The organism is Variovorax boronicumulans, assembly GCF_009811375.1.
GTDB classification, from domain to species: domain Bacteria; phylum Pseudomonadota; class Gammaproteobacteria; order Burkholderiales; family Burkholderiaceae_C; genus Variovorax; species Variovorax boronicumulans.
Window position 1 is genome coordinate 3,122,169 of the sequence record NZ_BKDH01000001.1, and the last position, 20,507, is coordinate 3,142,675.

The 20,507-nt window shown below is 68.2% G+C and carries 17 protein-coding genes; 3 read left to right on the top strand and 14 right to left on the bottom strand.

Translation table 11 applies throughout. The annotated features are described in order from the left end of the window. Nucleotides 1-2: 2 nt before the first annotated feature. The 9 genes from VHAB30_RS14315 to glpD form a co-directional block, all read right to left on the bottom strand. Complete coding sequence (locus tag VHAB30_RS14315; protein ID WP_062476726.1) at nucleotides 3-1,139, bottom strand: beta-ketoacyl-ACP synthase III; 1,137 nt, start codon at nucleotides 1,137-1,139, stop codon at nucleotides 3-5. After that, nucleotides 1,129-2,133: a dialkylrecorsinol condensing enzyme gene (locus VHAB30_RS14320; RefSeq protein ID WP_235926656.1), complete on the bottom strand. Its 1,005-nt coding sequence runs from the start codon at nucleotides 2,131-2,133 to the stop codon at nucleotides 1,129-1,131. The genes VHAB30_RS14315 and VHAB30_RS14320 overlap by 11 nt, the downstream gene beginning before the upstream one ends. A 168-nt stretch (nucleotides 2,134-2,301) precedes the next feature. Beyond that, the gene (locus tag VHAB30_RS14325) at nucleotides 2,302-4,032 is read right to left on the bottom strand and encodes an ABC transporter substrate-binding protein (RefSeq protein ID WP_062476729.1); all 1,731 of its coding nucleotides are present in this window, start codon (nucleotides 4,030-4,032) and stop codon (nucleotides 2,302-2,304) included. An 88-nt stretch (nucleotides 4,033-4,120) separates the two neighbouring features. Continuing rightward, on the bottom strand, nucleotides 4,121-4,429 hold the full coding sequence (locus VHAB30_RS14330) for a DUF2160 domain-containing protein (protein ID WP_062476731.1): 309 nt from the start codon (nucleotides 4,427-4,429) through the stop codon (nucleotides 4,121-4,123). A gap of 12 nt (nucleotides 4,430-4,441) precedes the next feature. Beyond that, nucleotides 4,442-5,254, bottom strand: a complete 813-nt coding sequence (locus VHAB30_RS14335; protein WP_062476734.1) for a carbohydrate ABC transporter permease — start codon at nucleotides 5,252-5,254, stop codon at nucleotides 4,442-4,444. Next, entirely contained in the window at nucleotides 5,251-6,141 is an 891-nt protein-coding gene (locus VHAB30_RS14340) for a carbohydrate ABC transporter permease (protein WP_062476737.1), read from the bottom strand. Before VHAB30_RS14340 ends, VHAB30_RS14335 begins: the two co-directional genes overlap by 4 nt. Beyond that, nucleotides 6,138-7,208 (bottom strand): ABC transporter ATP-binding protein, encoded by a 1,071-nt coding sequence (locus VHAB30_RS14345; RefSeq protein WP_062476739.1) that lies wholly within the window; start codon nucleotides 7,206-7,208, stop codon nucleotides 6,138-6,140. Before VHAB30_RS14345 ends, VHAB30_RS14340 begins: the two co-directional genes overlap by 4 nt. Nucleotides 7,209-7,210: 2 nt before the next feature. Further along, nucleotides 7,211-8,284, bottom strand: coding sequence for an ABC transporter ATP-binding protein (locus VHAB30_RS14350; RefSeq protein WP_159277465.1), 1,074 nt, complete (start codon nucleotides 8,282-8,284; stop codon nucleotides 7,211-7,213). Next, complete coding sequence (gene glpD / locus VHAB30_RS14355) at nucleotides 8,284-9,960, bottom strand: glycerol-3-phosphate dehydrogenase (RefSeq protein WP_159277466.1); 1,677 nt, start codon at nucleotides 9,958-9,960, stop codon at nucleotides 8,284-8,286. Before glpD ends, VHAB30_RS14350 begins: the two co-directional genes overlap by 1 nt. 122 nt (nucleotides 9,961-10,082) lie before the next feature. On the opposite strand from glpD, the gene VHAB30_RS14360 reads away from it, so the two are divergent. Both VHAB30_RS14360 and glpK read left to right on the top strand, forming a co-directional pair. Then, the gene (locus VHAB30_RS14360) at nucleotides 10,083-10,853 is read left to right on the top strand and encodes a DeoR/GlpR family DNA-binding transcription regulator (RefSeq protein ID WP_159277467.1); all 771 of its coding nucleotides are present in this window, start codon (nucleotides 10,083-10,085) and stop codon (nucleotides 10,851-10,853) included. A gap of 19 nt (nucleotides 10,854-10,872) precedes the next feature. After that, on the top strand, nucleotides 10,873-12,369 hold the full coding sequence (gene glpK, locus VHAB30_RS14365; protein WP_159272363.1) for a glycerol kinase GlpK: 1,497 nt from the start codon (nucleotides 10,873-10,875) through the stop codon (nucleotides 12,367-12,369). A gap of 12 nt (nucleotides 12,370-12,381) precedes the next feature. On the opposite strand, the gene VHAB30_RS14370 is transcribed toward glpK, so the two are convergent. Next, nucleotides 12,382-12,846: an SH3 domain-containing protein gene (locus VHAB30_RS14370; protein ID WP_095744792.1), complete on the bottom strand. Its 465-nt coding sequence runs from the start codon at nucleotides 12,844-12,846 to the stop codon at nucleotides 12,382-12,384. Between the two features lie 42 nt (nucleotides 12,847-12,888). On the opposite strand from VHAB30_RS14370, the gene VHAB30_RS14375 reads away from it, so the two are divergent. Beyond that, nucleotides 12,889-14,709: a sulfatase-like hydrolase/transferase gene (locus VHAB30_RS14375; RefSeq protein ID WP_159277468.1), complete on the top strand. Its 1,821-nt coding sequence runs from the start codon at nucleotides 12,889-12,891 to the stop codon at nucleotides 14,707-14,709. 13 nt (nucleotides 14,710-14,722) lie between these two features. Here VHAB30_RS14375 and VHAB30_RS14380 read toward each other — a convergent pair whose 3' ends face one another. The 4 genes from VHAB30_RS14380 to VHAB30_RS14395 all read right to left on the bottom strand — a co-directional run bounded on the left by VHAB30_RS14380 (nucleotide 14,723) and on the right by VHAB30_RS14395 (nucleotide 20,475). Continuing rightward, nucleotides 14,723-15,331, bottom strand: coding sequence for an Lcl C-terminal domain-containing protein (locus VHAB30_RS14380; RefSeq protein WP_082818172.1), 609 nt, complete (start codon nucleotides 15,329-15,331; stop codon nucleotides 14,723-14,725). A 112-nt stretch (nucleotides 15,332-15,443) separates the two neighbouring features. Beyond that, the gene (locus VHAB30_RS14385) at nucleotides 15,444-16,400 is read right to left on the bottom strand and encodes an alpha-E domain-containing protein (RefSeq protein ID WP_062476763.1); all 957 of its coding nucleotides are present in this window, start codon (nucleotides 16,398-16,400) and stop codon (nucleotides 15,444-15,446) included. Nucleotides 16,401-16,411: 11 nt separating this feature from the next. Beyond that, nucleotides 16,412-17,908 (bottom strand): circularly permuted type 2 ATP-grasp protein, encoded by a 1,497-nt coding sequence (locus VHAB30_RS14390; protein ID WP_062476766.1) that lies wholly within the window; start codon nucleotides 17,906-17,908, stop codon nucleotides 16,412-16,414. Between the two features lie 98 nt (nucleotides 17,909-18,006). After that, nucleotides 18,007-20,475 (bottom strand): DNA internalization-related competence protein ComEC/Rec2, encoded by a 2,469-nt coding sequence (locus tag VHAB30_RS14395; protein WP_159277469.1) that lies wholly within the window; start codon nucleotides 20,473-20,475, stop codon nucleotides 18,007-18,009. Nucleotides 20,476-20,507: the final 32 nt, after the last annotated feature.

Genomic DNA, 20,507 nt, shown 5'->3' on the forward strand with positions numbered 1-20,507 from the left:
GGCTACACCGCCTCCAGGTAGATGAAGCCGCTGGAGAAGCGGCCGCTTTCCGGTACGAACATCAGGAGCTTCTGGCCCGGCTTGATGCGGCCCGAGCGGAACAGCTCGTCGAGCATGATGTACGGCGAGGCCGAGCCCGTGTTGCCCTTGGTCGCGAGGTTGCTGAACCAGCGCTCGCGCGGAATCGGCAGGCCCAGTGCGGCGAGGCTCGCGGCCACGGGCTCGACGAAATAGTGCGACGACAGGTGCGGCAGGAACCAGTCGATGTCGTCGGTCTTGAGCCCGCGGCGCTCGATGATGGCCGCCAGCGGCTCGGCCAGCGTGGCGCGCACGATGTTGTCGTTGAGCAGGCGCACGTCCTGCTTGACGGCGAAGGTCGAGTCGCGCTGCCAGTCGGCCGGCGAGGTGCGGGCCCAGCCGTCGAGGCCGCCCTGCTCGTTCTTGTCGGCGCCGGCGTACATGCACACCGGCAGCTCATGCGCCGCCGACGACAGCTCGATCCACTCGACACGCAGCGACAGCGGCCCACGCGGCTCGCGCTCCAGCAGCACCGCGCCGGCGCCGTCGGACAGCATCCAGCGCAGAAAGTCTTTCTCGAAGGCGATCTCGGGGCGCGCTTCGAGGGCCTCGAGCTTGTGCTCGAGCTCGGCCTCGAAGTTGATGCCGCGCATCACGGCCGAGGCCAGCTCGGAGCCCGTGGCGACCGCGCGCCGCGCATCGCCCGCACGCACCGACAGCCACGCATGCTTGAGCGCCGCCGCGCCGGCCAGGCAGATGCCGGCGCAAGCCACCACCTCAAGCCGGGGCCAGCCGAGTTCGCCGTGCACCATCACCGCGTGGTTGGGCATGAGCTGGTCGGGCAGCGAGGTGCCGGTGGCCAGGCAGTCGACCGGGCCGATGTCGTCGCCCAGCGCGCGGATGGCCGCGGCGGTGAGCTGTGCGTTGGTCATGGCCAGCTGGCCGGTGGCGCGGTCGATGGCGTAGTGGCGCGACTGGATGCCGTTGCTGCGCAGGATGAGGCGTCGCGCACGCGACACCTTGCCGCCGATGCGGCCCAACACTTCTTCGATGTCTTCGTTGCTGACCGGAGAAAAAGGCAGGAAGGCAGCGGTGCGGGTCAGGAAAACATCAGTCGTCATAGAGAGGGAGCCGGTCCGTGGCAGAGCCCGACGGGCGCTCGAATTGAGCCGTCATTTTAGTCAGCCACCCTCGGAACAACGGCCGCAGCAGGGCCTGCAACGTCAGGCTCACCGGCACGACGGTGACGATCAGTGCCAGCAGAAACAGCACGTACAGCAAGAGCAGCGGCTTGCGCACCGCCGCGCCCGGCCCGCCGGCCGCCATGATCAGCTTGCCCCAGAGGTAGAAGCTGCGCGTGCCGGCCTTCTCGCTGATGAGCAGCCGCGCCTGGGCGCGCACCGCGCCCAGCCCGGCCAGCAAGGGCGCATCGCCCTGCTCACGGCCTTCGTGCAATGCGTCGCGCAGGGCCCGGCCGAAGCGGCCGCAGCCGCGGATCTGTTCCTCGCTCAGGCCCGCGTCGGGCATGCCCCAGAAGCCGCGCTTGCGGCCCCAGATGAGCCAGGCCGGCGTGGTGAAGAAGGTGGCGAGCGTGGGGCCGGGGTCGGTGAGCACCACGTTGTCGATCAGGCGCGCGCCAGTGGCGGCGAGCAGGCCCTTGAGCTTTTCGTGGGCCAGCAGCCACATGTTGCGGCAGGCAATGACCGTGACCACGGGTTTTCCCTTGAGCAGCCGCGCCGCCACGGGGTGCTGCAGGAAGGCCACGACCGGCTGCGCGGGGGCCAGGAACCAGACCTGGTACGGCAGGATGACGAGGTCGAAGTCTTCATCGCCCGTGAGCGTCAACGGCGCCAGCGGGCCCGGCTTCAGGTGGGCCGACTCGGGGAACGCGTCGAAGAAGGTCAGGAAGGGCCAGGGAAAGGGAAAGCGCTGCAGCGGCCGCAGCGTCTCCACGCGCAGTTCGATGCCCGGGTCGGCGCGCAGCGGCGCGGCGATCTGCCCGGCCACGCGGTCGAGTTGCCCGGTCTGCGAGTACTGGATCAGCAGGACGCGTTTGACACGCGCGCTCGGGGTGGCAGGAGGGCTGGCGGTGGGGCTGGAAGAACTTGGATTCACTGGCGGGCCGTGGCGGGGGCCGTCGAATGTAAGCGAACCTTTTCAAAGGTGCATCTGCCATAGGTCATGGCGTCGCGTGAATCCGACGAACCAGGGCGCCAGAAAGCGAAAAAGGGCCGCACCTCGCGGCGCGGCCCTTGTTTGCAATTGCTGCTGGCGAAGCGCCGGTCAGCGCACCTTGCCGGCCTTCCAGGCGCTCAGCAGCTTGTTGTAGTCGATGGTCTCGCCCTTGGGCTTCTCGTTGGCCAGCTTCTTCCACGGGGCGTGCTGGTCGCTGAGCCACTTGTTCGGGTCGCCCTTGGCATTGAGCTTGGGCGCGCAGTGGGCCATGCCGGCGCGTTGCAGGCGGCCCATCACGTTGTCCATCTCGTCGGCCAGGTTGTCCATGGCTTTTTGCGGGGTCTTCTCGCCCGTGACGGCCTCGGCCACGTTCTTCCACCACAGCTGCGCCAGCTTGGGGTAGTCGGGCACGTTGGTGCCGGTGGGCGTCCATGCCACGCGGGCCGGGCTGCGGTAGAACTCGACCAGGCCACCCAGCTTGGGCGCCATGTCGGTCATGGCCTTGCTCTGGATGTCCGATTCGCGGATCGGGGTCAGGCCCACGATGGTCTTCTTGAGCGAGACGCTCTTGGAGGTCACGAACTGGGCGTAGAGCCAGGCGGCGGCGGTCTTGTTGGCGTCATGGCCGTTGAAGAACGACCACGAACCCACGTCCTGGTAGCCGTTCTGCATGCCCTGCTTCCAGTACGGGCCGTTCGGGCCGGGCGCCATGCGCCACTTGGGCGTGCCGTCCTCGTTCACCACGGGCAGGCCCTTCTTGGTCATGTCGGCCGTGAAGGCCGTGTACCAGAAGATCTGCTGGGCGATCTGGCCCTGCGCGGGCACCGGGCCGGCTTCGCCGAAGGTCATGCCCATGGCTTCCTTGGGCGCGTACTTCTTCATCCAGTCGATGTACTTGGTGAGCGCGTACACGGCGGCCGGCGAGTTGGTCGCACCGCCGCGCGACACGGCCGCGCCCACGGGCGTGCACTTGTCGTCGGCCACGCGGATGCCCCACTCGTCGATCGGCATGCCGTTGGGGGTGCCGATGTCGGCGGTGCCGGCCATCGAGAGCCACGCATCGGTGAAGCGCCAGCCCAGCGACGGGTCCTTCTTGCCGTAGTCCATGTGACCGTAGATCGGCTTGCCGTCGATGGTCTTCACGTCGACGCTGAAGAACTCGGCGATGTCTTCGTAGGCGCTCCAGTTCAGCGGCACGCCCAGGTCGTAGCCGTACTTGGCCTTGAACTTGTCCTTCAGGTCCTTGCGATCGAACAGGTCGGCGCGGAACCAGTACAGGTTGGCGAACTGCTGGTCGGGCAGCTGGTAGAGCTTGCCGTCGGGCGCGGTGGTGAACTTGGTGCCGATGAAGTCCTTGATGTCGAGCCCGGGGTTGGTGTACTCCTTGCCCGCACCGGCCATGTAGTCGGTGAGGTTCATCATCTTGCCGTAGCGGTAGTGCGTACCGATGAGGTCGGAGTCGGAAATCCAGCCGTCGTAGATCGACTTGCCCGACTGCATCGAGGTCTGCAGCTTCTCGACCACGTCGCCTTCCTGGATCAGGTCGTGCTTGACCTTGATGCCGGTGATTTCCTCGAAGGCCTTGGCCAGCGTCTTCGATTCGTATTCATGCGTGGTGATGGTCTCCGACACCACCGAGATTTCCTTGACGCCCTTGGCCTGCAGCTTCTTGGCCGCGTCGATGAACCACTTCATCTCGGCCGCCTGCTGGTCCTTGCTCAGGGTCGACGGCTGGAACTCGCTGTCGATCCATTTCTTGGCTTCGGGCTCTGCGGCCCATGCGCCGTGCGCGGCGACCATCGCCGCCGCCATTGCCAATGCCGTGTAGCGCATCTTCATGAATGTGTCTCCTCGGTTGTGCTTCCCCGGTTTTTTCATCGCGGCTCCGGGGAGGCGGAGAGCCGGACGCGTTGACGAAATCGGTGGGCTAGCCTTTGCGCATCACGAGCGCGAGCACGAACATCGACAGCACGAAGCCGATCCAGATCGAGGGCTCGGCCTCCAGGCTCAGCCACTCCTGCACCTTGCCGGCCAGGCCGACGAAGATCAGGTTGACGTAGGCCGCGGACAAGAGGCCGATGAAGAGCCGGTCGCCGCGCGTGGTGGCAATGGGCAGCCAGCCGCGGCGCATCGTGGTGGGCGACTTGAATTCCCACACGGTCATGCCGACCAGCATGAGCGCGATGCAGCTAAAGAAAACGGCCACCGGGGTGGTCCAGACCATCCAGTCGAACATCTCTCGGTCTCCTTAGACGCGGCCCATCGCAAAGCCTTTTGCGATGTAGTGGCGGACAAACCAGATCACGATCGCGCCCGGCACGATGGTGAGCACACCGGCCGCGGCCAGCGTCGCCCAGTCCATGCCCGAGGCGCTCACCGTGCGCGTCATCGTCGCGACGATGGGCTTGGCGTTCACGCTGGTGAGCGTGCGCGCCAGCAGCAGCTCGACCCAGCTGAACATGAAGCAGAAGAACGCCGCCACGCCCACGCCGGCCTTGATGAGCGGCAGGAAGATGGTGAGGAAGAAGCGCGGGAACGAGTAGCCGTCGATGTACGCCGTCTCGTCGATCTCGCGCGGAATGCCGCTCATGAAGCCTTCGAGAATCCACACCGCCAGCGGCACGTTGAACAGCAGGTGCGCCAGCGCCACGCCCAGGTGCGTGTCCATGAGGCCCACGGTGCTGTACAGCTGGAAGAACGGCAGCAGGAACACCGCGGGCGGCGTCATGCGGTTGGTCAGCAGCCAGAAGAACACGTGCTTGTCGCCCAGGAACGAATAGCGCGAGAACGCATAGGCTGCCGGCAGCGCCACGGTGAGCGAGATCACCGTGTTGATCGCCACGTAGATCAGGCTGTTGATGTAGCCCGAGTACCACGACTCGTCGGTGAAGATGCGCGCGTAGTTGGCCCAGGTGAGCTGCTGCGGGAAGAACGAGAAGCTCGACAGGATCTCCTCGTTCGTCTTGAAGCTCATGTTGACCATCCAGTAGATGGGCAACAGCGCGAACAGGATGTACAGCAGCAGGAAGATGCTGCGCTTGTGGAATCGCTTTTCGTTCATTGTTCTTTCTCCACTTCTTGCGTACCGACCCGCTGCATCCAGTTGTAGAGCACGAAGCAGAACAAAAGAATGATCAGGAAATAGATCAGCGAGAACGCAGCCGCCGGCCCGAGGTCGAACTGCCCCACGGCCTTCTGCGTGAGGTACTGGCTCAGGAAGGTGGTCGCGTTGCCCGGCCCGCCGCCCGTCAGCACGAAGGGCTCGGTGTAGATCATGAAGCTGTCCATGAAGCGCAGCAGCACCGCGATCATCAGCACGCCGCGCATCTTGGGCAGCTGGATGTAGCGGAACACCGCGAACTTGCTGGCGCCGTCGATGCGCGCGGCCTGGTAGTAGGCGTCGGGAATGGAGCGCAGGCCGGCGTAGCAGAGCAAGGCCACCAGCGGCGTCCAGTGCCACACGTCCATCACCAGCACCGTGAGCCACGCGTCGGTCGCGCTGCCCGTGTAGTTGTATTCGATGCCCATGACCTGCAGCGCATGGCCCAGCAGGCCGATGTCGGCACGGCCGTAGATCTGCCAGATGGTGCCCACCACGTTCCATGGAATGAGCAGCGACAGCGCCACCACCACCAGCACCGCCGACGACTTCCAGCCCGTGGCCGGCATCGACAGCGCGAGCGCGATGCCCAGCGGAATCTCCACCAGCAGCACCGACAGCGAGAAGCCCAGCTGGCGCCACAGCGCCTGGTGCAGCTCGTCGTCGCGCATCACGGCGGCGAACCATTCGGTGCCGACGAACACGCGCCGGTCGGGCGAGATGATGTCCTGCACCGAGTAGTTGACCACCGTCATCAGCGGCACGATGGCCGAGAAGGCCACGCAGATCAGCACCGGCAGCACCAGCCACCACGCCTTCTGGTTGATCGGCTTGTTGGTTGGGTTCATGCCACCAGTTCCTCGTCCTTGTAGTAGCAGGTGTGGGTGTCGAGCACCCGCAGCCACACCGTGTCGCCCACCGAGGGCGGCTGTTCGTCCGAATGCATGCGCACCTTGACCACGCCGCCGTCGACCTCGGCGCTGAGCATCGCGTGCGTGCCGACGTCCTGCACCTGCTTCACCACCGCCGGCACGGCGCCGGCGGCGCCCGCGTTCGACAGGCGCAGGTACTCAGGCCGGATGCCGATCTTGAGCGCGCCGGGCGGCAGCTCGCGCGTGGGCACCAGCGGCGTGCCCGCCACTTCGAGCGCGCCGTTGGCACTGTGGGCCGACAGGAAGTTCATGCCCGGCGAGCCGATGAAATGGCCGACGAAGGTGTGGGCCGGCCGCTCGAACAGCGCCTCGGCGCTGCCCACCTGCACGGCCTTGCCGCGCGTCATGACCACCACCTCTTCGGCGAAGGTGAGCGCCTCGACCTGGTCGTGCGTCACGTAGATCAGCGTGAGCTTGAGCTCGCGATGAATCTGCTTGAGCTTGCGGCGCAGCTGCCACTTCAGGTGCGGGTCGATCACGGTGAGCGGTTCGTCGAACAGCACCGCCGACACGTCGCTGCGCACCAGGCCGCGGCCCAGCGAGATCTTCTGCTTGGCGTCGGCCGCCAGGCCCGCGGCGCGCTGGTTGAGCTGGCCGCTCATGTCGAGCATCTCGGCGATCTCGCCGACGCGCTTCTTGATCTGGTCTTCGGGCACCTTGCGGTTGCGCAGCGGGAACGCCAGGTTCTCGGCCACGGTCATGGTGTCGTAGATCACCGGGAACTGGAACACCTGCGCGATGTTGCGTTCCTGCGGCGTGGCGCGCGTCATGTCGCGGCCGTCGAAGCTCACGCTGCCCTGCGAAGGCACGAGCAGGCCCGAGATGATGTTGAGCATGGTCGTCTTGCCGCAGCCCGAGGGGCCGAGCAAGGCATACGCGCCGCCGTCGCGAAAGCTCATCTTCAGCGGGAGCAGCGCGTAGTCGCTGTCCTGCGTGGGGTTGGCGCGGTAGGCGTGGGCCAGGTCGAGATCGATGCGTGCCATGACTAGCTTCCTTTGCGCCATGCCGGCGCGAGCGCCAGCTTTTCGCTGGCATCGAACACATAGGCTTGCGATGCGCTGAAGTACAGCGTGATCGAAGCGCCCAGCTCGAAGCGGTGCACGCCGGTGAGCTGCGCCACCAATTCGCCCACCGCGGTATCGACGTGCACGAAGGTGTCGGAGCCCGAAATTTCGGCCAGCTCCACCTTGCCGGGCAAGGCGATGTCACCCTCCCCCGCGTTCACGTTCAAGGCACTCGCGCGCAGGCCGACGGTGACCGCGCCCGACACGCTGTCAGGCAGGGCCAGCGTCAGCGCGGGCCCGCCCGCGAGCTGCACGCGGCCGGCCGCCGCCGTGCCCGCCAGCAGGTTCATCGGCGGATCGCTGAAGGCGCGCGCCACGCGCAGCGACTGCGGCGCATGGAACACTTCGGCGGTCGGGCCGTACTGCAGCAGCTCGCCGGCGTCCATCACGGCCGTGTAGCCGCCCAGCAGCAGCGCTTCGCCGGGTTCGGTGGTGGCGTAGATGACGGTCGAGTCGCCGGTGGCGAAGAGTTGCGTGAGTTCTTCGCGCAGGCCTTCGCGCAGCTTGTAGTCGAGGTTGACCAGCGGCTCGTCGAGCAGCATGAGCGGTGCGTTCTTGGCGAGCGCGCGCGCCAGCGCCACGCGCTGCTGCTGGCCGCCCGACAGCTCCTGCGGGTAGCGGTCGAGGAACATGCCGATGTGCAGCTTGTCGGCCAGCGCCTTCACCCGCGCGTCGATGTTCGACTCGCCGCGCAGCTTCAGCGGCGAGGCGATGTTGTCGGCCACCTTGAGCGAGGGGTAGTTGATGAACTGCTGGTAGACCATCGCGACATTGCGCTCGCGCACCGGCGTGCCGGTGACGTCCTTGCCATCCACCAGCACACGCCCGGTGCTGGGCGTGTCGAGCCCGGCCATGAGGCGCATCAGGCTGGTCTTGCCGGCCTGCGTGGCGCCGAGCAGCACGGTCACCGCGCCGCTTTTGGGCGCAATGCTCTGCTCGTAGAGCCAGGTTTGCGCGCCGACCTTCTTGGTGACGCGCTCCAGAGTCAGCTGCATCAGCTCACCTCCACTTCCACGGTGTCGTTGTTGTTCTTTGCGTTGGCCTGCAGCCAGATCGCCACCTGCTCGCGCTCGGCGGGCGTGTAGTGCAGGCCGAGCTTGGTGCGGCGCCAGAGCACGTCGTCCGAGCTCACGGCCCATTCGCGCGCCTGCAAGAAGCGCAGCTCGCGCTCGTACAGGCCGGGCGCCACCTCGGCGCCCATGTCGGCCAGCGACTGCGCCTCGCCGACCAGTTCGGCCACGCGTGCGCCGTAGCCGCGCGCCAGCCGCAGCGCGACCTGGGCGTCGAGCCAGGGGTACTTCGCCTGCACGGCGGCCACGAAGCGGGCGAAGTCGTCGTCGGGGCGCTTGGGCGCGCCGATCCAGGCCGACAGGTCGCCGCCGGCCAGGAAGGCGCCGTCGGTCCAGGCCGGGCGCTGGGCGTTCGACTGGCCGAGCATCTTGCCGACCTCGTCGGCCGCGTCCTCGGCCAGCTTGCGGAAGGTCGTGATCTTGCCGCCCCACACCGACAGCAGCGGCGCGGCGGTGGTGTTCGACTCGAGCAGGTAGTCGCGCGTGACGGCCGACGGGTCGCCCGAGGCGTCGTCCAGCAGCGGGCGCACGCCCGAGTAGGTCCAGACCACGTCGGCCGGCACGATGGCCTTGTCGAAGTAGCGGCTGGCCTGGGTGCACAGGTAGTCGATTTCTTCCTGCGCGATGCGCGCGCCGCCGGGGTCGTCGCCGCTGATCTCGATGTCGGTGGTGCCGATCAGCGTGAACGCGCCCTGGTAGGGGATGGCGAAGATGATCCGCTTGTCGGGGTTCTGAAAGATGTAGGCGTGGTCGTGGTCGAACAGGCGCGGCACGATGATGTGGCTGCCCTTCACGAGCCGCAGGCTCTTGGTGGCCAGCGCCTCGCCGCGCGCCGACTGGGCCACGCCGCGCAGGAAGGATTCGGCCCACGGGCCGGCCGCGTTCACCACGGCGCGTGCGCGCACGGTGCGGTGCGCGCCGTCGGGGCCTTCGAGCGTGGCGACCCAGCCGTCGGCGCCGCGCTGCGCATGGATGCAGCGCGTGCGCGTAAGCACTTCGGCGCCCTTCGAACGCGCGTCGATGGCGTTGAGCACCACCAGCCGCGCGTCGTCGACCCAGCCGTCGGAGTAGACGAAGCCGCGCTTGTACTGCGCCTTGAGCGGTGCGCCGGCCGGGTGCTGACGCAGGTCGATGCCGCGCGACGGCGGCAGCACCTCGCGCTTGGCCAGGTGGTCGTACATGAACAGGCCGATGCGGATCATCCAGGCCGGGCGCATCGAGGGGTCGTGCGGCATCACGAAGCGCAGCGGCCACATGATGTGCGGCGCGCTCTTGAGCAGCACCTCGCGCTCCTGCAGCGCCTTGCGCACCAGCGAGAACTCGTAGTACTCGAGGTAGCGCAGCCCACCGTGGATCAGCTTGGTGGAAGACGACGAGGTGTGCGAGGCCAGGTCGTCCTTCTCGCACAGGACCACGCGCCAGCCCCGGCCGGCGAGGTCGCGCGCAATGCCGCAGCCGTTGATGCCACCGCCGACGATCAGCACATCGCAATCGGTGGCGGGTTCGGCCGCTGGAGAGGAGAAATCGGTCACAGGCTGGAGGTCCGTAGGTTCGTGACTTTTGTCAGCAAAGGCCGAGATTGTATTTTCGCGTTTTTTCATTTGTATTCCTTTTGGCGCGATTTTCCTCCGAGTTTTCCCTTACTCGGCTTCGTTTTCTTTCGTTTTAAAGTGACGCGGCCTGTACCCTCGACCCCAGTCTTTCCGCTTTCCACGACGCCTCTGTGAACTCCAACCCGCGCCAGATCAACCTCCTCGACACCGTGCGCGCGCGCGGTTCGGTCACCGTCGAACAGCTCGCCGACATGCTGGGCGTCACGCTGCAGACCGTGCGGCGCGACGTGCAGCGGCTGGCCGATGCGGGCTTGCTCACGCGTTTCCACGGTGGCGTGCGCGTGCCCAGCTCGACCACCGAGAACATCGGCTACCAGCAGCGCGAAACGCTCAATGCCGACGGAAAAGCGCGCATTGCGCGCCGCGTGGCCGAGCTGGTGCCCAACGACTGTTCGCTGATCCTGAACATCGGCACCACCACCGAGGCCATCGCCAAGGCGCTGATGCGCCACACGGGCCTGCGCGTGATCACCAACAACCTGAACGTGGCGACCATCCTGAGCGGCAACACGGCCTGCGAGGTGATCGTGACCGGCGGCTCGGTGCGCCCGCGCGACCGCGCCGTGGTGGGCGAGGCCACCATCGACTTCATCCGCCAGTTCAAGGTCGACATCGCGCTCATCGGCGTGTCGAGCATCGAGGCCGACGGCTCGCTGCGCGACTTCGACCTGCGCGAGGTGAAGGTCGCGCAGACCATCATTGCCCAGGCGCGCGAGGTGTGGCTGGCGGCCGACGCGAGCAAGTTCAACCGGCCGGCCATGATCCAGCTGGGCACGCTCTCGCAGATCGACCGCCTGTTCACCGACGCCGCGCCGCCGCCGCCCTTCCCCGACCTGCTGCACGCCGCGCAGGTGCGCCTCGAGATCGCGCGCGACAACTGAACCCCATCAGACTCATCGAATGACCACCTACCTGCTTGCCCTGGACCAGGGCACCTCCAGCTCGCGCAGCATCGTGTTCGACCGCGAAGGCCGAATCGTCGCCATCGCCCAGAAGGAACTCACGCAGATCTACCCGCAGCCGGGCTGGGTCGAGCACGACCCGATGGAAATCTGGCGCAGCCAGCTGGCCACCGCGCGCGAGGTGCTGGCCAAGGCGAAGCTGCAGCCCGCCGACATTCACGCCATCGGCATCACCAACCAGCGCGAGACCACCGTGCTGTGGAACCGCACCACCGGCCAGCCCGTGCACCACGCCATCGTCTGGCAGGACCGACGCGCCGAGCCCCTGTGCGCGCAGCTGCGCGAGCAGGGCCTGAGCGACACCATCCGCGAAAAGACCGGCCTGGTGATCGACGCGTATTTCTCGGGCACCAAGCTGCGCTGGCTGCTCGACAACGTGCCCGGCGCGCGCGCCCAGGCCGAACGCGGCGAACTGGCCTTCGGCACGGTCGACAGCTGGCTCATGTGGCAGCTCACCGGCGGCAAGGTGCACGTGACCGACGTGAGCAACGCCTCGCGCACGATGCTCTTCAACGTGCACACGAACGACTGGGACGCCGACCTGCTGAAGGCGCTGGACATCCCCGCCGCGCTGATGCCGAAGGTGCAGCCCTCGAGCTCGCACTTTGCCGACACCGACGCCGCGCTGCTGGGCCACGCGCTGCCCATCGGCGGCGTGGCCGGCGACCAGCAGAGCGCCCTCTTCGGTCAGGCCTGCTTCGAGGCCGGCATGGCCAAGAACACCTACGGCACCGGCTGCTTTTTGCTGATGCACACGGGCGGCGCGTTCCAGCCCTCGCACAACGGCCTGCTCGTGACCAGCGCCGCGCAGGTCGACGCGACCCCGCAGTACGCGATGGAAGGCAGCGTGTTCGTCGGCGGCGCCGTGGTGCAGTGGCTGCGTGACGGCCTCAAGGCCATCAAGGGCAGCGCCGAAGTGCAGTCGCTCGCCGAGAGCGTGCCCGACGCCGGCGGCGTGATGATGGTGCCGGCCTTCACCGGCCTGGGCGCGCCCTACTGGGACGCGGACGCGCGCGGCACGATCACCGGGCTCACGCGCGGCACCACGGTCGCGCACATCGCGCGCGCCGCGCTGGAAAGCATCGCGTACCAAAGTGCCGCGCTGCTGCAGGCCATGAGCCGCGACGCCGTGGCCGCGGGCGGCAAGCCCGTGGCCGAGCTGCGCGTGGACGGCGGCGCGAGCGTGAACGACCTGCTGATGCAGTTCCAGGCCGACCTGCTGGGCATCCCGGTGGTGCGGCCCGAGGTGGTCGAGACCACCGCGCTGGGCGCGGCCTACCTCGCGGGGCTGTCGACCGGCGTCTACACCGACGCGCGCCAGCTCTCCAAGCTGTGGAAGGTGGAGCGCCGCTTCATGCCGACCATGGGCCGCGCGCAGGCCGAGGAATCGATGGCGCGCTGGGAGCGCGCGGTGCGCCAGGCCACAGCGACCTGAGCGCCCTGGGCTTCACCAGCCCCAGAGGGAGCGCTTCAGCACCCAGCCGGTGGCGCCGCCTTCGTGGCGCACCTTCACCCAGTCGCCGCGGCGCTCGAGGGTGCGCAGCACGTCGCCGTACACGGCCTTCTTCACGACCGGGCTGCGCGCGCCGGGCGCGCGGCGCAACTGCGCAGTCTTCGCCTTCACGACGTGGTGCGGCGTCTTGCTCGTCATCGAACGGAAGACCCAGGCCTTGTCGTTCTCGAAATCGGTGACGCGCAGCCAGTCGCCCTTGCGGCCGATCACGCGCAGCGGATAACCCCGGCTCACCGTCCAGTGCGCCTCGGCGCGCTGGCTGGGGGCGGTACGCATGTTCAGGGTCTTGACCGCGACACTGACCATCTGCGGCTGCGCGGCAAAGGCGGACGGCAGCACCATCCACGAGAAGAAGAATGCGAGCAGGAGCGCGGGCAGTCGGCGGCTGAATCGGGCCATGGGGCGAGGGTTCCTTTCGAGAAGACACAAGAGGTCCGGCAAATGCCGGTCGAAGCCCCCTCTGGGACGCTGAGCGCCGATAAGTTCCGCGGGGATATCCCTGAGCCGCACTCCAAAGACCCCGCGAGGGTCGGGACACTGGACGCGTGGCCGCAGGGTGCGGGGCAGAATTCGGCCGCCCCTCGACTCCCCGCGCCGCGCTTGACACATCCCGCCACCGACGCCCCGCGTCCTCCCTCCAGCGCCCTGCTGGCCTGCGGCGTGGTCGGCGCGACGCTGCTGGCGCTGATCGCGCTGGGCCACGACGGCCGCCGCATCGCCCAGCTTGCGGTGCTTGCCGCGCCGCCCGTGCTCTGGCTGCTGTGGCCGCTGCACAGCGCACGCCTGCGGCGCTGGCGCACGGCGCTCGTGTGGCTCTGGGTCATGGGCTTCGGCCTGGACGCCGTGGTCCGCGCCTACCTGCTCGACACCTACCAGGCCGCGCCCGACAGCGCCATGGTGCTGGGCGCCGCGGCCAACACCAACGCGCGGGAAAGCGCCGAGTACCTGCGCATGCACTGGCGCTCCGCCGTCGTCTGGTCGGCCGCGCTGGTGGCGGCGGGCCTGCTGGCAGGCCTGTTCGCGCGACGCGGTGCCATGGCGCCGCGTGCGCGGCGGCCGTTCTGGGCGCGCTCGTTGCTGCTCCTCATCCTGCTCGCCGCTTGCGTCGCCTACGTGAGCAAACCCTGGCGCCGGCTGCACCCGGTCGTCTTCTGGACCCAGTGGTCGCAGTCGCTGCACGACCAGCGCGCCGCCTGGGCCGACCAGGAAAAGACCCGCGATGCGCAGATGGCCCAGGCCCGGCAGATCGCCCCGGTGATCACGCGCGAGGGACCGTCCACCGTCGTGCTCGTCATCACCGACAGCATCAACCGCGACAACATGGGCCTGTACGGCTACGGCCGCCCGACCACGCCGCGCCTGCAGGCGCACAAGGCGCAGGAAGGCGACCGCATGGCCGTGCTGCGCAACGCGTGGTCGGTGGACGCGAGCACCCTGCCCGCGCTGCGCAACATGTTCCATTTCGGCCAGCCCGCGAATGGAAACGACGGGAACAGCGGGAACGGCGACAGCCCGCCCCACCTGCTGGCCCTGGCGCGCGCCGCCGGCTACAAGGTCTGGTGGATCAGCAACCACGACGACCTCGCCATCGAGCAGCAGCACGCGCGCTACGCCGACGTGGTCGACATGGTGAACCGCACGCCGGGCCGCGCCAGCGCCTCGCTCGACGGCGAGATCCTCGACTGCGTGCAGGAAGCCTTTGCCGACACCAGCACCGAGCGCAAGCTCATCGTGGTCCACCTGATGGGCGCGCACCCGCACTACAGCCTGCGCTTTCCCGAGAACGCCAACCCCTTCGACGACAGCGTCGACGCGGTCGAGAACGGCCTCGTGAAGGACGGCCGCTCGGCCTGGGTGCGCCACTTCCGCCAGGAGTACGACGCGGCCCTGCTGTACCACGACTTCGTGGTGTCGGAGCTGCTGCAGCAGACCCGCAGCACCGGCAAGCCGGACGACTACCGCGCCTGGATGTACCTGTCGGACCACGGCCAGGAAGTCGGCCACGGCAGCGACCGCGCAGGCCACAGCCCCGCGACCGCCTCGGGCTACCGCATCCCGGCCGTCGTCTGGCGCAACCGCGAGCCGCTGCCCACCGGCGCCACCACGCAGCAGCCCTTTCGCGCGGACTGGGCCGGCTGGAGCCTGATGGACCTGCTGGGCATCCGCTGGAGCGGGCAGAAGGCCGAGCGCAATGTGCTGGGCGATGCCTACCAGTGGCAGGCGCCGGAGATTCCGGTGACCGTCGAGTCGTTCTCGAAGTAGAAGTAGCTGAAGGTCAGCGATCGGCCACCGGCCGCACGGCGTGGGTGGCCTCGGCCGCCTCGTTCTGGCCGATCCATGCATTGCTGAAGTCCACGGCATAGAAGTGCTGCGCGGCCTCGCTGCCCGAGCCCGACCAGAACTTGCGCAGCGGCGTATCGGGAAAGCGTGCGCTGTCGATGGTGGGAACGGAGGTTTCGCGGGCGCACCAACGAGGCACGGTGACGGGCTCCCGTTCGGGGCTCAACTCGAGCGTGAAGGTCTCGTCGACCAGGCCATGGTCGCAACGCCGCAGCGCCGCCAGCTCCACGATGGTCGGCAGCCGCCATTGCGAAATGCCTTCATGGCCCTTGGCGTTGAGCGCCTGCACGCGCTCCTGCGCGTCCATCAGGCTCAGGGCTTCGGCCTCGCCGACGCAACGGCCACCTTGCCAGGTCTGCCCCAGGGCGCAGCGCAGCCAGCGCAATCCGGTGGCGGCATCGACGACGACGGCCGTCGACGCCTGGGGCGAGGAGGCTTGTTTTGTCGGCGGTGCGGACTGGTCGCAGCCGGCGAGCAGCACTGCGGCCGCCCAGGCGGCGGCCCTCCACTTGCCATTGCAGGCAAGCGTTGATTTCTTCTTCATGGAAACTCCCTGCGGTCAGCAACTTGGATCGAGATCGAACTCGAATGCTACCGCCGGGTGCGCGAGGTCCCGGGGCCGGCCCGGGCCCGCAGGACGTCGATTCGATGCGTCGTCAGTGCGCCGGCACCAGGAAGTCCTGGCTGATGCGCCCGCCCAGCTCGTTCACCCGATCGAGGAACTGCGTGAGGTAGGCGTGCAAACCCGTCGCCAGGATCTCGTCGACGCGTGCGTACTGCAGGTCGGCCAGCAGCTTGCCGGCGCGGCGCTGGGTTTCGGCGCTCTGCTCGTTCTGCACTTTGGCGAGGTTGTTGACCACCTCGACCAGGCTGGCGTGCAGCGAGCGCGGCATGTCGGCGCGAAGAATGAGCAGCTCGGCCACGCGCTCGGGCTTGATCACGTCGCGGTACACCTTGCGGTAGACCTCGAAGGCCGAGACGCTGCGCAGGATCGCGCTCCAGTGATAGAAGTCGTACTCTTGGTCTTCCTCGGTGGCGGCGCCGAAGAACTCGCTGTTGAGCGCGTGGAACTTCACGTCGACCAGGCGCGCCGTGTTGTCGGCACGCTCCAAAAAGGTGCCAAGGCGCGAGAAGTAGAACGCCTCATCCTGGAGCATGGTGCCCAGCGTGACGCCGCGCGACAGGTGCGAGCGGAACTTGACCCACTCGAAGAACTGGCCCGGGTCGCGCTCGAAGTCGCCGGCGCGCAGCATGCGGTTCACTTCGAGCCAGGTGGTGTTCTGCGTTTCCCAGGCCTCGGTGGTGAGCGCGCCGCGCACGGCACGCGCGTTCTCGCGCGCGGCCTTCAGGCAGGAGACGATCGACGACGGATTGCTCTCGTCCTTGACCATGAACTCCATGACTTCGTTGGGCGTGATCTGGTCGTACTTCTTGCTGTACCAGGGCAGCAATTCGCTGATCGAGAGCACGCCCTGCCAGCCGTACTTGGCAACCTCGGCCGACTGCGGCAGCAGCGAGGTCTGGTAGTTGACGTCGAGCATGCGCGCCGTGTTCTCGGCGCGCTCGGTGTAGCGCGACATCCAGTAGAGGTGGTCTGCGGTGCGGGACAGCATCGTGGGTGCTCCTACTGCGATTGGCTTTGCGACTGCGTGGCCGCCTTCGGCTTGGCCGTGCGGTCCGCTTCGAGAATCCAGGTGTCCTTGGTGCCGCCGCCCTGCGACGAGTTGACCACCAGCGACCCTTCCTTGAGCGCCACGCGCGTGAGGCCGCCGGGCACCATCTGCACCTCGCTGCCCGAGAGCACGAAGGGACGCAGGTCGATGTGGCGCGGCGCAATGCCGGCGTCGACGAAGGTCGGCGAGGTCGACAGGCTCAGCGTAGGCTGGGCGATGTAGCCGTCGGGCTTGGCGATGACGGCCTTCTTGAAGTCCTCGATCTCGGCCTGCGTGGCAGCCGGGCCGATGAGCATGCCGTAGCCCCCGGCGCCGTGCACCTCCTTGACGACCAGGTCCTTCATGTTGTCGAGCGTGTACTGCAGCTCGTCCTTGTTGCGGCACATGTAGGTCGGCACGTTCTTCAGGATCGGCTTCTCGCCGAGGTAGAACTCGACCATCTTCGGCACGTAGGGGTAGATCGACTTGTCGTCGGCCACGCCGGTGCCCACGGCATTGCAGATCACGACGTTGCCCTGGCGGTAGGCGCGCATGAGGCCCGCGCAGCCGAGGGTGGAGGTCGGGCGGAACACCTCGGGGTCGAGGAAGTCGTCGTCGACGCGGCGGTAGATCACGTCGACCCGCACCGGGCCGCGCGTGGTGCGCATGTAGACGAAGTCGTCCTTGACGAACAGGTCTTGTCCCTCGACCAGTTCCACGCCCATCTGTTGGGCCAGGAAGGCGTGCTCGAAGTAGGCGCTGTTGTACATGCCGGGCGTGAGCACCACCACCGTGGGCTCGGCCGTGGCCGGCGGCGCGCTGGCGCGCAGGGTTTCGAGCAGCAAGTCGGGGTAGTGAGCGACCGGCGCGATGCGGTTCTGGTTGAAGAGCTCCGGGAAGAGCCGCATCATCATCTTGCGGTTCTCGAGCATGTAGCTCACGCCGCTGGGCACACGCAGGTTGTCTTCGAGCACGTAGTACTCGCCGTTGCCCTGGGCATCGGGGGCGCGCACGATGTCGATGCCCGAGATGTTCGAGTAGACGTTGTGCGGCACGTTCACGCCCATCATCTCGGGACGGAACTGGGCGTTGTTCAGGATCTGCTCGGCCGGGATGATGCCGGCCTTGATGATTTCCTGGTCGTGGTACACGTCGTACAAGAAGCGGTTGAGCGCCGTGACACGTTGCACCAGCCCCTTTTCCATGCTCTCCCACTCGTGGGAGGGAATGATCCGGGGCAGCAGGTCGAACGGGATCAGCCGCTCGGTGCCGGAGCCGTCCTCGTCCTTGGCGCCGTACACCGCGAAGGTGATGCCGACCCGGCGGAAAATCATTTCCGCCTCTTCACGCCGCGATCGCATCACCTCACCGGGTTGCTTCGCAAGCCATTGGTCGTAGCGCTTGTAGTGCTGTCGGATTGCAGCGCCCGCATAGGGGAGCTGCTCATACATCTCGTCGAATTTGTGCATGGAACGACCAATCTCCTTGAGCCATAGCTTAGCAAGTTCGAGGCCAGTAGAAGCCCTAGGTTTGGGCCCGATGCGAGGGCATTTCGCGTTTCGGACCTTCATGGCATGCGGTGACGCCAGTAGCGCAGGTCGTGCGCGCGTTCACACTTCAGCTCGGCGGGCAGCTGGCTTGCCCAGTGGGCGGCGCCGCAGCGCGGGCTGTCGACCACCTGAACGCCGCGTTCGACGTAGCGCGCCACCACCTCGGGCGCGGGGTGGCCGAAGCGGCTGCGGTAGCCGGCCTGCACGAGCGCGATGCGCGGGCGCACGGCGTCCAGGAAAACCTCGCTCGACGAGGTCTTGCTGCCATGGTGCGGCACCAGCAGCACGTCGGCCGCAAGCCCAGGCGTTCGCGACACCAGCGCGGCCTCCTGCAGGCGCTCGATGTCGCCGGCCAGCAGCACCGTGGCGCGGCCGTTGCCGATGCGCAGCACGCACGACACGGCGTTGGGCCGCGTGAAGCCGAGGTAGTCGCTGTCATAGGGAAACAGCACCTCGAAGTCGACGCCGTCCCAGGTCCAACGCTGCCCGGCCTCGCAGCGGCGCGCGGGGCGCAGCGCCTGCAGCGGGTGCCCGGCCTCGATGGAGCTCAGCAGTGCCGCCTGCGGCTGCATGGCGAGCACGGCGGGTGCGCCGCCGGTGTGGTCGATGTCGCGGTGGCTCAGCAACAGCAGGTCGAGCCGTTCGCCGCGTGCGCGCAGCAGCGGCACGAGCACGCGGTGGCCCGCGTCGCTGTCGAGCCCGTAGCGCGGGCCGGCGTCGTACAGCAGGCTGTGCGTGGCGGTGCGCACGAGCACCGCGTTGCCCTGCCCGATGTCGGCGGCGAGCAGGTCGAACTCACCCACCGCAGGTCGCGCCGGCTGCCACAGCAGCACCGGCAACAGCAGCGGCAGGCCAAGCGCGCGCACCGACCACGGCAGGCGCATCGCCAGCAGCACGCCGCCCGCCACGCCGCTTGCGGCCAGCCACGGCGGCGGCGCGGCCATCGACAGCGTGGCGAACGGCAGGCCGGCGAGCGCCTGCAGCAGCAGCGCGAACAGCTTCACCGCCCCGGCGGCCACGTCCCACAGCGGCGGCACCGCCACGCCGAGCATCGCCAGCGGCGTGATCACCAGCGTCACCCACGGGATCGCAAGCGCATTGGCCACCAGCCCGACCGCCGACACCTGCTGGAACAGAAGCAGGCTCAACGGCGTGAGCGCCAGCGTGATCGTCCATTGCTCGCGGAAGAAGCGACTCAGCCGCGTGAGCGCGCCCACCCTGCCCTCGCCCTGCACAGCCGTCGCGGAGGCGAACAGCACCGCCACCGCCACGAAGCTGAGCCAGAAGCCGGCTTGCAGCAGCGCCCACGGATCGGCGGCCACCACGACCGTCGCCGTCAGCAGCCAGACGTGCGGCCATGGCCAGCGCCGGCCGGTCAGGCGCAGCAGCGCCACGGCCGCGAGCATCCAGACCGTGCGCTGGGAGGGCACGCCCCAGCCGCTGAAGAGCGCATAGAGCGCGGCCAGCAGCACGCCGCCGGCGAGCGCGGCCTGTTGCGCGGGCAGCCGCAGCATGAGCCGGCTGCTGCGCCGCCAGAGCGCGCCCACGACATGCGCTGCGAACCACGCGAACAAGGTGATGTGCAGGCCCGAGATCGACATCAGGTGCGCCACGCCGGTGGCGCGGAACACGTCCCAGTCGGCGCGGTCGATGGCGCCCTGGTCGCCGGTGACGAGCGCGGCGATCACGCCGGCCTGACGCCGATCGTCCACGCGGGCGAAGACGGCATCGCGCACGGCCTCGCGCGCCCGCTCGATCGGGTGCAGCCACGTCGTACCCAGCAGGCGCGGCGCGGGGTCGCGCGCCCCGGCCCGCACGTGGCCTTGGGCATGCACGCCCTGCTCCCACGCCCACAGCTCGCTGTCGAAGCCATGCGGATTGAGGTTGCCGTGTGGCGCGCGCAGGCGCACGGTCAGTTGCCAGCGCTGGCCGGCGTGCACCTCGCCCACGGTGCGTGCGACGGACGCACGCCGCTCGACAGGCTGCTCCCATACGCCGCTGTGTTCGCCGTACCAGGCGAGCGCGATGCGTGACGGCACCGTCGGTGGCGCAGCGTCAGGCAGGGCCTCGGCCCACTGCGCCGTCTCCACGTCGAAACGGAAGCGCGTTCCGATCTCGCCGGGTTGTGGCATCTGCGAGACCACGCCCGTGAGCCGCAGGTCGCGTCCTTCGAGCTGCGGCTCCAGCGCCCCTTGCGCGTAAGCCGTAGCGCGCCATCCAGCCAGGCTCGCGCCGGCCATCGCACCGCAGGCCAGCGACAGCATCAGCACGAGCAGCCGAGGCCCACGCCACCGCCACAACAGCCATCCGCCGCCGAGCCCCACGAGCAGCAACGCGACGTAAACACCCGCCGCCCACAGCAGCGGCTGGCGCAGCTGCACCGCCGCGCCGAGCAGCGTGCCGCCCAGCGCAACGAAGGCCCCCGACCCACCCGCGACAGCCTCGGACGCACGCCGCGACTGCCCTCCCGACACCCCGGAATCCATGATGCAAACCCTCCCCCAACCCACGCTCGATG